Raw genomic sequence first — 13,669 nt, forward strand, 5'->3', positions numbered from 1 at the left:
GATTTCCTCGATTGGCTTACGAGACGGCAACGGTGAACTGAAGATGATGATGTCCGAGAACTTCGATGGAATAAAAATCATCGGAGTCGGACCGGTCGTGTACATCGACGAAGGTTACATCGTTGCTGTCGATCTGCTCTAAGCGGAAACGCACCGGCCGGTGGTTGCCGTCTGCTGACAGATAGATGTCGTCGAACATGTCGGAGATCTGGTCTTCGGCCCCCTCCTCCCGGAGGTAGCTGATCTCGTAGGTCGCAGCGACGATCCGGTCGCCCACCGTAAAATCGGTGATCTTGCGAACCATCATCGCTTGCGAGTCATCATCGTAGGATCTTTGGAATTCGAACGTGTCACGTCCCTTGCCGCCGGTCATTGAGACGGAGGTGGATCCGGCGACGATATGGTCATCGCCGGATCCGCCCAGCACCTTCTCGAAGGCTGAGATCAGGTCGTGACCGATATCTTGCCCGTCGGCTTTGCCCCTTCCGAGATCGACCGTTACGCTCAACGTTGCGGTCGAATAATCCAAAGTATCCTGGTCGTCGCCGCCATCGTAGACATCATCGTCCGCGTCGGCTGCAGCCATGACATGGTCGTCGCCAGGGCCGCCGCGGGCCGTGTCACGCCCCGCGCCGTCCGCAATGACGTCGTCGTTTTCACCACCGTCGAGCGTGTCGTCGCCAGGGCCGCCGTCGATCTTGTCGTTGCCGGCATCGCCCTGCACGGTGTCGTTGTTAGGGCCGGCCATCAGAACATCCGGGCCTGGACCGCCCGAGATGAAATCGTTGCCGTCCTCACCCATGATCGTGTCGTCGCCCTCCTCGCCAAACAAACGGTCATCACCGGATCCACCGAAAACGATGTCGTTGCCCGCGCCCGCGAACACCACGTCGTTGCCAGCTCCTGCGTAAACAACGTCGTTGCCGGTCCCCGCAACGATGTGGTCGGCACCGGATCCCCCGATGATGATATCGTTGCCTTCGCGGGCGACGATGTTGTCGTCGCCCGCGCCGGCGTCGATGGTATCGGCGCAATGTGTGCCGAGAAGATTGTCGTCCGCGGCGGTCCCAATGATCGGCGGCGCCTCGACCACCCTGAAATAGGCTGTCTGCACGACCGATGCCGTGCCGTCGCTAATCCTATACGTCAATGTTACGTCGCCGATCATCCCATCGTCACGGGCGAACACCCAGCTGCCGTCTTGCGCCAGTGTGATGGTGCCGGAGCTCGCCGAGAGACTGACGATCCTCATATTGTCGCCGTCCGGATCGGTGGCGCCGGACAGCAGGGTCAGCACCGAGATCATCAATGCCTCACAGCCGACCACATCGCGCAGATGGACCGGCCCGCTGATCCGCGGCGCGCGATTGCGAGCAGGGTCGACGTCCGTCCCGCCAGGCCTTGGTGGATTAGGGGACCGTTCGTGTTGCTTGTCGTCCCCGCCACCTCCTCCGCCGCTACCGCCGCCGCTACCGCCGCCGCTACCTCCTGCGCCGGAATTGGATTGGGCGGGTGGGCGGTTGTCATTGCCGGCCCGAACTGGATCACCGATCGGATAGGCGTCGACACGAGGAGATGTTAGTGCCTTGAAGTCAATGGGCGGAGAATCACTCGCCAGGAAATCGCCGATCTCCTGCGGCAGGACGATCCGGATCGGGACTACATTGTCGGAAGATTTGGTGGCGCGGTCGGTCGCTCCCGTGGTCGTATCTCCATCCGTCGCAGCGCCGATTTCGTCGTCTCTTTGCGGGTCACTTTGCTCGCTATCACTACGCTTACTATCCTGCCGCTCCTCGCGCGCTTCCAGCTTTGCGGGGAGAAAGCTCTTCAGATACGCAGCACATCCGGTCAGAAATAGCAGGAAAGCGAGAGGCAGGAATTTTCTTTTCTCTGGTTCCGGCTCGGCGTAATCGTCACGCGTTGGCTGCGACAGCTTCGATGCTGGTTTGAACGCTTTGGCGCTGATCATGCCGGCCTCCTCACTTGCGCTTGGAGTTCTTCGGAAACAGGCCTCGCCGTCGATTGGAGTCCGGGCGTCATGATGTCGTGCTTCTTGCCGAACGCAACCATGCGGCCGTTCTGCACGATGGCGACGAGATCCACGGCGACGAGTGCACTTGGCCGGTGCGCGATCACGATCGTGATGCCGCCCCGCGCGCTGATGCCCTCGATCGCCTGAGTGAGGGCAGCCTCTCCCTCGCCATCGAGGTTCGAGTTGGGCTCGTCCATGATGACGACGAAAGGATTGCCGTAGAGCGCGCGCGCCAGCGCCACGCGCTGCCGCTGACCGGCCGACAAGGCCGCACCCTGGGGGCCGAGCTGTGTCCGGTATCCGTCCGGCATTCTCACGATCATGTCGTGCACGCCCGCCGCCTGCGCCGCTTCGACAACTTTCCGGTAATCTGGTTCAGGCTCGAAGCGGCAGATATTCTCTTCGATCGTTGCATCCATCAGGCTGACTTCTTGCGGGAGATAGCCGATATGCTGTCCGATCTCGTCCTCGCGCCATTGAGTGAGATCCGCGCCGTCCAGCCGGACACTGCCGCGCAGCACCGGCCAGATGCCGGTAAGAGCGCGCACCACCGTCGTCTTTCCGCCGGCGCTGGGTCCGATGATGCCGAGCGCCTGGCCTGCCTCCAGTTCGAAGCCGACGTCGCTCAAGATGACCTGCCCGGACCCGGGCACCGCGACCGTGATCTTCTCCACGCTGAGGCGCTTGCTCGGCACGGGGAGCTTCATCGGCTGGTCGGCGGCGGCAAGTGCCACGACCGTGTCGCGAAGCCGCTGGTAGGCCATCCGCGCCGCGACGAACGATTTCCAGTTGCCGATCGCCAGGTCCACCGGCGCGAGGGCGCGCGCGGATGCCACCGAGCACGCGATGATGGCTCCGGCGGTAAGTTCGCCCTTGATCGTGAGATAGGCACCGAGGCCAAGCACCGCTGACTGCAGCAGCATGCGCAGCACCCGGGACACCGCAGCGAATGTACCCGTGATGTCGTTCGCCTTGGTCTGAAGCTCCAGATGTTCGCCGTTGGCGTCGTTGAAGCGGCTCACTGCACGGCCCGCGAAGCCCATCGCCTTGAGTACTTCCGCATTGCGCGCGTTGCTGTCGGCGATGCTATTGCGGGCCATCGCTGCCTTCCGGGTGGAAAGGCTGAGGCGCTTCGTCATGATTTCGCTGACGACGGTCAGAACCGTAAGCACGAACGCGCCCGCGAATGTCAGCGCGCCCAGGAGCGGATGCAGGAAATAGATGAAGGCGAGATAGATCGGCATCCATGGCAGGTCGAACAGCGCCGCCGGCCCCTGGCTGCCGAGAAAGCCGCGGACCGTATCGACGTCCCGCCCCCGTTCGAGCGCCTCGGACGTCGAGAAACCGAACCGCGGCATGTCGATCGCCACCCGGTGCGCCAATGGCGCGATCTTCCGGTCCAGCCGTGCCCCGACACGCACCAGCACCTGCGAGCGGATGACGTCGAAGCCGCCCTGGAAGAGATAAAGGCCAATGACCAGGCCCGAAAGAACGAGAAGGGTTGGGATGCTGCCGCTGGTCAGCGCCCGGTCGTAAATCTGCATCATGTACAAGGAGCCGGTCAGCGCCAGCACGTTGATCATCCCGGAGATCAAAAACAGAAACAGGACGATGCCGCGGAAGCCGCGCGTGAGCTCCGCAAGGTTGCGGCGTTTTGCGGGAGTTAGCTCTTTTGAGTTAGCCATGTGATGCGCCCCGGTTGAAGTGATGGCATCGAAAGCGGCAGAGGCGACGCCGAACGGGAGGCAGGATTGGCACCTGCCTCCCGATCGTCATTGCAGGCCCGTTAGAGACCGAGGTTCGCGTTGGTCAGGTTCTGATGACCTGCGATCTCGACCTTGAAGTCTGCATCGGCGTTGCCGTCGATGTTGCCCTGGACCACGGTGAAGTCGCCATCGGTGCGCGTCTCGAAGCTCACTGCGAGTTGCCCCGCCGCGGTGAAGGCCGCCGCGGTGACCAGCGTGAAGCTCTGGTCCCCAACAGCACCCACATTGGCGTCGATCGCCGTCAGATCGAGGCGGTCGCCAGGCTCGAAACCGAGAATGGTGTCGCCATCGGCGGCCGAAGCCGACGTGAACTTGAAGGTGTCGTTGCCTGCGCCGCCATTGATCACGTTGACTGCGTTGCTCGCGGTGATGGTGTCGTTGCCGGACCCGGTATTGACGTTCTCGATTCCCCAGATCGTGTCGTTGCCGGTCTGGGAACTCGACGCGGTGCCGTTCGACAACGGGCCGGATCCCAGGTTGACGGTGACATTCGCGGTCGCCGCGGAGATATCGAGCGTGTCGATGCCGGTGCCTCCGCCGCCTTCGTCGCCGAAGTAGACGTCGTTGCCGTCGCCAACTTCCGCTACGATCAGATCATCCCCGGCGCCGCCGAAGACGGTGTCATCACCCGCTCCGGCTGTGATCAGATCGTTGCCCTGCTCGCCGAAGATACGATCCGCACCAGCATCACCGTAAACGATGTCAGCGTCCGCACCAGCAAACACGTGGTCATCGCCGGCTCCGGCGAAAATCACATCTCTCCCGGCTCCACCATTGACGAAATCGGCGCCCTCTCCGGCCGAGATCGCATCGGCGCCGCCATTACCCATGGCGACATCGTCTCCCGCAAAGGCGATGATGTTGTCGTCGCCTGCCGTGCCGATCAGCACATCCGACTGCGCAGTCCCGGTTCGAGCTGCCGATGTCGTCTCGTCATCGTCGTTATTGCCGATCTGCGGCCCATCACCAGTGGCGACATACGAGATGCTGTGATTCCCATTGGTCAGGGTGGTCACACCATTGGCAACGGTCTGGACGTAGTCATCGACCGTCTCGCCGTCGAGCAGTTCGATGACATCTTGCGGCCGCAGGGTGCCGACGATCGTATCGTGGCCGCCGTTTGAGCGGAACACGATGCGGTGAGCCGAGTCGAGCGACGAGATGTCGATGGTATCATCGCCGGCGTTGCCGTCGATGGTGATGGTGCTGAAGTTGAGGCTGGTGAACGGGGAGTTGAAGTCGCCGATCACTTGGATGGTGTCGCCGGCCGGCACGCTGTTGCCACTGTTCGGGACGCCGTTTCCGTCGTTGGCCGATACGTTGAGACCGCTGATGGCGATCTCCTCGATATTGTCGAGTTCGGCAATGACCGTTGTTACCCCTGCGACCGTGCGAGTGATTACAATCTCGGTGGTGGCTCCCAGCACCGTAATTCCACTCGTGATAGCGGCTTCCCTTGCATAGATCCGGAACGTCTCGGCCGTACCGGCCCGCCCGTTCACAACAAAGGTGTCGGTGCCACCGGCTTCGCCATCCACCATGTCGAAGCCATCCGTGTCACCCGAAGCATTGGCGCTCCACGTGATGGTGTCGTTGCCAGTGCCGGCAAGGATGATGTCGTTGCCGGTGCCGCCGCTGATCGCGTCGCCGCCGTCGCCGGCATTGATGTTGTCATTGCCGCCGCCGCCGGTGATCGAATTGATTCCGGTGTTGCCAACAATGATCTCGCTGGCGCCGGTGCCGGCGATGTTGGCCGTCGTGACACGGGTGACACTGACGGTCGCTAGATCGCCGGCCGTCCCGTCGCTGCCGGTGTAGGTGAAGGAGCCTCCGGCCGTAGTATTGTCGGAGAGAGTGATCACGCCGGCCCCCACCGTGGGTCCGGTTGCAAGGCCGGACGCGCCGCCAACAGCCGAGATGGTGACGGCTGACCCTTCGGGATCCGCATCGTTGGCAAGCAGGGCTGCCTGCGAGATGGAGAACGAAGTGTTCGCGGCGACGTTGGTGATGACCGCGTCGTTGTTGGCGGAGGGCGCATCGTTCGACGGCAAGACGTGGACAGTGGTCACCGCGACCGCGCTGTCGAGCAGGCCGTCATTGACGGTGACCTGCAGGATGCGGTCGGCAGCAGCCGGGTTCTCCGAGGAGTTGGAGTACCGTACTTGCTGAAGGTAAGTCTGGTAGTTCGCCGGCGACGCATTGCCGGTGATGGTCAGGGTGATCTGCCCGAAGACGCTGGTGTTGACTGCGGAGGTGATGCCGCTTGGCAACGCACCTGCCACGGAGAGGACGTCACCTGCACTGGCATTGGTGAGGACGACGCGAGCCGATCCGATGGTCCCGCCGTCATCGGTGACCACGGTGCCGGCGGTGATTGCGACGCCCCCGGCGGCATTCTCTGCGTAGTTAGTCTCGTAGTTGTTGCCGGGCGCGCCCGGAACCGGTGTGATCGTGTCGATTTCGGTCTGGATATTGACATTGTCGATGAAGAAGTTCTCGCCTTGCCCCGCATCATAGGTGCCCTGGGCGCGGAAGCGGATCTGCGTATTCGCCCCGACCAGCGCAGTCGGCAACTGGATGGAGAAGTCGTCGGTCACATCGCCGCCCAGCGTGGTCAGCGTGGTCCACGCTCCAGTCGTGCTGTTGCGCGCTTCGACCACCACGTTCTCGCCGCCGTCGAGGTCGTCGGCTTGATAGTCAAAGGACAGAGTGGCTCTGGTGACACCCGTAAGGTTGACCGCACGGGCAATGGTTTCATTGCCATCAGTTCCCTCGATGAATTGCAGTCTGCCGCCCGCGACTCTGACGTCTCCAGTCGTGGCACTGCCGTCATCGTTAGTCTCGGTCCAGTTCCCCGTCCAGCTCGAAGTGCCATTGTTGTTGTTGTAGGCATTGGCGGCAAACGTATCCCGGTAGGCCTGCGCCACAGTCGCGGTGGTTGTGACCGTGGTGGGGCCATGCAGGTCCAGCGTCGGCGCTTGCAGCAGGATGTCCTGGTCGGTGAAGTCGAGCACTTCGACATTGCGGATGGTGTCCGTGCCGTCGGTCGCCAGACCCCCGGTATGGGCCACGGTAATGGTTCCATCGGCATTGAAGTCGATGTCGTATTCGGCCCGGGCGCCAGAGAAGACCGCCCGATCGATATCAGGAATACCATCGCTGTCGGTCTCATCGTTGCTGTTGCGGATCGTCCGCACGATGGCCAGCTGGCCCGGATTGATCGAGCCGTTGAACATGCTGGCGGCGAGTGTCGTCATGGAATTGTGCAGGGCGATCGGTTCGCCGGCATGCTCCGTATCGCCGGGAGCGAAGACGCCGATCTGCACGTTGAGCCACTTGTCGCCGTCGATGATGTCGTCGCCGGCATTGCCGGTGATGGTGTCGCTGCCGTCGCCGCCCAAGATGATGTCGCCACCATCGAAGGACGTGACGCCGGCACCAAGCACTTCCTGCAAGCCTGCGATGAGGGCGATGCCTTCCGCATCCAGCACGCTGCCGAGGTAGCCCGTCGTGCCGCCGGCCAACAGTGGTAACCGATCCGCGGCCACGTCTTCGGTGCCCTTGAGCACGTCGTTGAACTTCGTGCCGGAGAGCCCTTCAATCGACTCGTATTCATCGAGCGCCGCATTCTGCGGCAAGGTCGGCGCCTCGTCGAAAATGATCGGGATGGACAGGTCGGCGTTCACGCCGATGGCGTTGTCCTTGTAGGTCGCCCAGTCGAAGCCGGACATACCCACCATCTTGCCGCGGCCGGCGCTGCCGACCATGATGTCGTCGCCGCCCTCGCCGATAAACTCGTCGAAGCCGCCGTCGCCAAGAAACACATCATGACCGTCGATACCGTCATGGGCGAATATTTCGTCGAAGTTGTCGCCCGGGGCGCCGTCGAAGGTGCCGGTTTCGATCCAGTCGTTGCCTTCGTTGCCAAGAATGCGTTCGGCGTTCTTGTTGCCGTAGATGAAGTCGTTGCCGGTGCCGGCGAACACCTCCGAGCCCATGTCGGTACCCAGGACGATGAAGTCCTGGCCATCATTGCCCATGACGAGGTCGAGGCCGGGACCGGCATGGACCACGTCGTTACCTGCGCCGGCCTTGATGTTGTCGTCGCCGCCGGAGTCGACGATGATGTCATCGCCCGCGCCGGCATTGATGATGTCGTTGCCGAAGCCGCCTTCCAGCCGATCGTTGCCGGCGTCCCCATAGAGGGTATCGTCACCGATACCGGCAATGAGGATGTCGGCATTGTTGGTCCCACCGAGGACGACATGGTCACCGCCGGTATACTTGAGGTAGTTCGTGTCGGTGCCCGGGGTCGCTGGATTATTGCGCACGACAAGTGGCGTCAGGATTCCCCCGCCAATCGGGTCGGCGCTTTCCAAAATGCCATCGCCATCCAGGTCGTTGAACTGCTTGGTCGTATCCACCTCCAAGATCAGACCTGGAGTAGAAAATACGTCCGACGGAAGGTGGGTTGCATCTGTATTGCGCATGATCATGGCGGCGAAAGAGTTGTTCTCCATCTCGCCAAAGAGATGCAGACCGTCGAGCCGCTGCAGATAGTAGAAGCGATCGCCGCTTTGCAGGTTCTCCATCTGGACTTCGAAGACGAAGTTGAAGGTCGAGCCCAACATACCGCCGAACGGCATGATTGCTTCCGCAAGGCCGCCAATCCAGAGGTCGACGTTGTTGAGGCCGCCCAGCGTGCCGCCGGCGTAAGCACCGGTGGCGTTAAGGAAGTCGGTGGCATCCGCCGGAACTGCTAGACCGCCGACGGAAATGCCAGTGATGATGGTCAGTGCCGCGTCGCGCTTGGCCTCGATCGTGGTCTGACTTGTGATCAATTCATGGGTGCCGTATGAGGCGATAAAGTTGATGATCGATGCTTCATGCTTGAGATGCCCGGCGAAATCCGCCCAGCTCTCGTATGGCTTGAGCAGCGCATCCTGGTTGGTTGCGGCGTAGAACTGCTCACGGGCAGCGTTCAGGGACGGAACGCCCGTGTCACGGCCGCGAGCCAGGTTGATGGTGGCGAGATCGAGCGGCAGGCCCAGCAGGTTGTTGCGCAACGCGCTGGTGACGAACTCGTCAATCTCGTTGCCAACCTGCCGCGTCATGCCGCGGATGATAGCGCCCGCCGAAATATTGGCGTCGACGGTGCTACCGGTGCCGTTGTTCTCGAACTGAAGCGGGTTGAGGAAGCCCTCGATCAGGCCGATGTGATTGGCGTTAAAGGTGGGGTCGAAGCGATCGATCGTCTCGGTCAGCATCGAGTGGCCGAAGCGGTAGACCACATGCGCGAACTCGGCGACGATCGAGGGATCGAGGGTGACGTCGTACCCATCGGGAACCAGGAAGACGTTGATGTTGGGCTGGATCTTGCGAGCGAATTCTTCGAACACCAGATGCTGGTACTGCATCTCGGTGCCGAACTTGGCCGCCTGGAACAGCCGTTCGCCATCCCAGATCAGCCCCTCTGGCCCGGCCGGGACCGCCGCCACGTCGTCGATCAGCCACTCATTGAGGAAGGCCACGGCTTGTGCCTGTGACGCCCCGTCGGCGAGCATGGCCTCGGCATCCGCGAAGACCACGGTCTTGGTGTGTTCGGCGAGCCTGTTGTGCTCGGAATGGAAGACATGGTGGACGGCGGTCAAGCCGATGTTCTCATTGGCGCGGCCGTCGCCTGCGACGTAATGCGCGTCAAGCAATTCGTTGTCGTAGTTGTTGTCTGTCGCGCTACCGTCCCCATTGCCGAGGCCGATCTCGATGTCGCCATCCGCGAGGCCGTCTGGAACCGCATTGTGTGCGATATCGGCGAGAAAGGCGTGGCCGGTCCGGATGGCAGTGTAAGGGGGGACGTGGGCGGGGTCATCGACAAGGATACCTAGTCCGCCATTCGCGGACGGATCACCCTCGATCAGTCCTGCTGACGTCACCAATTGCGGGAAACCATTCGAACCGCGAATGAAGTTGCCATACTGATCGGTCGCCAGGAGCGGAATGTTGCCCACGTTGGAATCGAGCAATTGGATGCCCAGAAGGTCAGCGGCCTGGACTTTCAAATCGGCCCAGGTGGCCATGCCGCCATTGCCACCCTCGATGAGTCTGCCGGTAGCGACCGGGTCGCCAGCGGCGTTAAGCACATACTCACGCAGGAAGACCTGGTGCGACGGGTGCGACGTATAGGTCTGGTTCTGGTCGACGAATGAAGTGGTGGTGTTCACGGGACGGTCGGTGTCGTCGGAGGTTCCCATCACGCCATCGGCGCCAGGCCCTGCCAGCGTTGCACGGGTCAACACCATGAAATTAGTGGTGCCACCGGGGACGTATAGCGGATCGTCCGGCATTAGCGGGATGAAGACGGTGCCGTTGCCACCCTTGGCGACCAGGTCGAGGCCATGATCGAAGAACTGGCCGAACAGCGTGAACCAGGAGTTGAACGGAGCCGACAGACCCCCGTCCGGCGCGGTATTGGTGATCACGACATTGGCGCCATCGAGTTCTATGCCAATTGCGCTGAGCAGCGCCATAAGGTCATCATCAACCGCATTCAGCGCCGTTTGTGCGGCTTCGAGAGCCGCCGCGGTCGCTGCAGCCGCGTCTTGGAGAGCCGCGTTACCGGGGCTGGCGGAAGCCGCCGCCTGCGCTGCAGCGTTCTCCCGTTCAGCCTCGGACACATCCTTGAACAGCGGCGCCAGTGGTTCGTAGGCCGCAGAAATCTGCGCCGTGACGGTCATCTGGTCCGCAGGCGCGACAATCCCGGCGCGCTGCAGCCCAGTGAGGATTGCCGACGGGTTGCCTAGCGTCTGGTCGACGATCAGATTGGAGATGGTGCGAACGTGGGGATCGAACACATCGCTTGGGTCCGAAGGGCCATCACCATCGTTGTCGACACCCGGCGTATAGCTCACGGGAACCAGTGCGCCACCGGGGCCGGCTGGGACCATGATCGTGCGGAAATCCGTGCCGAGCGATTCGGGAAATTCGTTGTCGGCTGCGCCGAGCTCCGAGTTCAGCAGGTTATTGTAGGTGCCATCGACCGTCCGCAGACCCCAAGCCAGATTATAGGTGGGGATCAGGCCGCCCGGCCCATACAGCGGCTGACCGGCCGCATGTGCCTCGGCAATCTTGATCTGCGCGAGAATGAAATCCAAGTCGCTTCTGATATATGCAACCATGACGCCCTCACCCGTTGTTGAACCCGACCGCAATGGCGGCTGGTCTCACTGCGCAAATGCGCTTCTCCGATGTCATCTAAAATTTTTCGAAGGGCGTCGGTAAGGGGACAAGGTCCCGAGAAGAACGAGGCACAAGGTCCCGGGAAGGCGAGGACCAAGGTCCCGTTAAAAATCAGGACCAAGGTCCCGAAACATCGTCTGGCTGAGGTTGCTTCGTTGATCGATTGCGCCGCTGCCGTTAGCGTTAACTCCCTTAAGTTCAGTCGGGTGCTACTTCGCGCCGTGGATGTGCTACAATCGCGTGTGCACCAATCTAAACGATCGACGAAGATGAGGAACGTTTTTTAAAGCGCGCATGAATTTCAAACGCTGCACCTCGCTTTGCGCAAGGACACATGACGATGATTTGGCCGTCTGTTAGGACCGGCAAGAATTCTCGGCTTGGACTTTCTCACCAATTTGTTGCCGCGGCCGGCATAACGATAGCCGTCTCGATGGCGGTGCTTTCGTTCGCAATCTCGCAACGTATCGAAGCCAGCATGATGCAAACGGCGGCCGAAGAAGGTGCCCTCTTCACCGAATTCTTCCTCGGTCCGTCCGCGCAAGAACTCGCCACTTCCCGCACCTTGTCTCCAGAGAGCGTAAAAAATCTGGATGATTTGCTTGCGGGAAAGCTTGGCGAACGTGTGAGGTTGATCAAGATCTGGTTGCCCGACGCCACGCTCGTATACTCGACCAGTAAGGAAACCATCGGCGGACGATTTCCTTCGCCTCATATCACCGCGGCCGTCGAAGGCAAGGTGTTTGGCCATTTCGATTATCTGGACGACATCGAAAATGCTACCGAGCGCCAGCTGCATGTTGCAGTCGTCGAAATCTATGCGCCGCTATTCCGTACGGGGACACCGGAGATCATCGCCGTCGGCGAGGTGTATAACGACGGCAGGCGACTCGCGGCCGATCTGGCTTCGATCCGGCTCACAGCCATCGGGATCGTTGGCGCAGTCAGCGCTCCGATGATGCTGATATTGTTCCTCATGGTTCGTCGTGCTTCAGACCTGGTCACCAGCCACCAAACGTCCCTCGTCCAAAAGGTGATCGAGGCAAAGAACCTCGCCACGCAGAACGACAGATTGCGACGGATGGCAGACGACGCCCGGCTTGAGGCCGGGAGTTCCAACGAGAACCTCCTTGGCCGGATTGGACAGGATCTGCACGATGGTCCGATCCAACTCGTCAGCCTCTTGATGCTCAAGCTGACCGAGTCGAACGATCGAAAATCGGCGGGAACTGGATATGACGGTCCGCGTGACGCCAGCCTCCAAGTCCTGACCGCACGGATACTAACCGAGCTCCGCGATATCTCGAGCGGTCTTGTGCTGCCCCAATTGGATGGATTGACGCCGAATGAAATACTCTGGCTCGCCGTGCAACAGTACGAGGACGCGACGGGGGTGGAGGTTGGCTGTCGAATTGGCGACTTGCCCGAAGACCTGACACAGCCGCTAACAATATGCCTGTACAGAATCGTGCAGGAGGGACTGAACAATGCTTTCCATCATGCGAAGGCAAAAGGACAGCGCGTAGCGGTGTCGGCGGATACGCAGTGGATCGCCATCGCGGTAAGCGATACCGGTTCCGGATGTGCCGAAGACAATCACCGGGACTCGCGCAGCAGAAGAGCCCTCGGCATCACAGGTCTGCGGAACCGTGTCGAAGCGCTCCACGGCACCTTTGAACTGCTATCGCAGCGCGGCAGTGGAACCACAATTCGAGCGAAGCTTCCAATCGCTCGCACGGAAAGCTAGAATTGCAGTCGATTGGTGCGTGTGTCTCTTCACGAGCAGACGTTTGTACATTCGCGCACAGATGGTCATTAACGAATTAATGGTGCATAAACATCGACATTTACATTTCCCACTTGCTTGAGCTATATTCGCCACATCGTTGAGTTAATTTTTCAAAATGATATGTACCAAGCGTATTTTATGGAGCCAGTATGAGTACGGTTTCCATTGGTTTGGTAGACGATCATCCTTTGATGATTGAGGGTATTGTCGCCCTTTTGTCGCGCGCTCAGGGTCTCCAGGTATTGTCGACTGGTTCGACGGCAAGAGATATCATCGACATTTCGATGCGCTTCCGTCCAGACGTCCTCATTGTCGATCTGAGCATGCCGGGCAATGTCTACGCAGCGATTGCAACTTCCATCAAAGTCGCGCCGAACACAAAAGTTGTCGCGTTCACTGCCGCAACCGGCGTGGATTCCGCGATCCGAGCACTCGATGCCGGCGCAAGCGGATACGTCCTAAAAGGCAGTAGCGCGAAAGAGCTCATCCAGGCTGTGAAATCGGTTCGGCATGGCGAGACATACATTACGCAAAGCTTTGCGAGCCAGGTCATTGCAGCCTTGCGAAACACGTCACTGCGACGGATGGCGGCTGAAGCCGTCAGATTCAGCATCCGCGAAGAGCAGATCGTCCGGCTATTGTTGCGGGGCAATACCAATAAAGAGATCGCTGTTTCGTTAAAAATCAGCGAGAAGACTGTCAAGAACTACATGACAATCCTCATGCAGAAGCTTCACGCTCGCAATCGCCTCGAAGTTGTCATTGCGGCACAAGCGCTGACTGATCGTGAACAGGACGGTTCTGTCAACTCTGCAGGTTGGCAGCAGCGTTATCTCTCTTAAGTCG

The 13,669-nt window shown here is 60.6% G+C and carries 5 protein-coding genes; 2 read left to right on the forward strand and 3 right to left on the reverse strand.

What is annotated here, in order from left to right:
- Positions 1-16: 16 nt before the first annotated feature.
- The 3 genes from N554_RS0106910 to N554_RS0106920 all read right to left on the reverse strand — a co-directional run bounded on the left by N554_RS0106910 (position 17) and on the right by N554_RS0106920 (position 10,973).
- Entirely contained in the window at positions 17-1,969 is a 1,953-nt protein-coding gene (locus tag N554_RS0106910) for a calcium-binding protein (protein WP_029582800.1), read from the reverse strand.
- The gene (locus N554_RS0106915) at positions 1,966-3,717 is read right to left on the reverse strand and encodes a type I secretion system permease/ATPase (RefSeq protein ID WP_029582801.1); all 1,752 of its coding nucleotides are present in this window, start codon (positions 3,715-3,717) and stop codon (positions 1,966-1,968) included. Before N554_RS0106915 ends, N554_RS0106910 begins: the two co-directional genes overlap by 4 nt.
- 101 nt (positions 3,718-3,818) lie before the next feature.
- Positions 3,819-10,973, reverse strand: a complete 7,155-nt coding sequence (locus N554_RS0106920; protein WP_051677361.1) for a peroxidase family protein — start codon at positions 10,971-10,973, stop codon at positions 3,819-3,821.
- A gap of 494 nt (positions 10,974-11,467) precedes the next feature.
- Between N554_RS0106920 and N554_RS0106925 the strand changes: the two genes are divergently transcribed.
- Positions 11,468-12,781 carry a sensor histidine kinase gene (locus N554_RS0106925; protein WP_245283542.1) on the forward strand — a complete coding sequence of 438 codons (1,314 nt, stop codon included), beginning with the start codon at positions 11,468-11,470 and terminating at the stop codon, positions 12,779-12,781.
- Between the two features lie 191 nt (positions 12,782-12,972).
- Complete coding sequence (locus N554_RS0106930) at positions 12,973-13,665, forward strand: response regulator (protein ID WP_029582804.1); 693 nt, start codon at positions 12,973-12,975, stop codon at positions 13,663-13,665.
- Positions 13,666-13,669 lie beyond the last annotated feature (4 nt).

The organism is Bradyrhizobium sp. URHD0069 (assembly GCF_000701345.1).
In the GTDB taxonomy this organism is placed as follows: Bacteria; Pseudomonadota; Alphaproteobacteria; order Rhizobiales; family Xanthobacteraceae; genus Bradyrhizobium.

What these genes read in the sequence shown, in the direction of transcription:
- N554_RS0106930 (WP_029582804.1), top strand. Translation starts at nt 12,973, where the DNA reads ATGAGTACGGTTTCCATTGGTTTGGTAGACGATCATCCTTTGATGATT.
- N554_RS0106915 (WP_029582801.1), bottom strand. Translation starts at nt 3,717, where the DNA reads ATGGCTAACTCAAAAGAGCTAACTCCCGCAAAACGCCGCAACCTTGCG.
- N554_RS0106925 (WP_245283542.1), top strand. Translation starts at nt 11,468, where the DNA reads ATGGCGGTGCTTTCGTTCGCAATCTCGCAACGTATCGAAGCCAGCATG.
- N554_RS0106920 (WP_051677361.1), bottom strand. Translation starts at nt 10,973, where the DNA reads ATGGTTGCATATATCAGAAGCGACTTGGATTTCATTCTCGCGCAGATC.
- N554_RS0106910 (WP_029582800.1), bottom strand. Translation starts at nt 1,969, where the DNA reads ATGATCAGCGCCAAAGCGTTCAAACCAGCATCGAAGCTGTCGCAGCCA.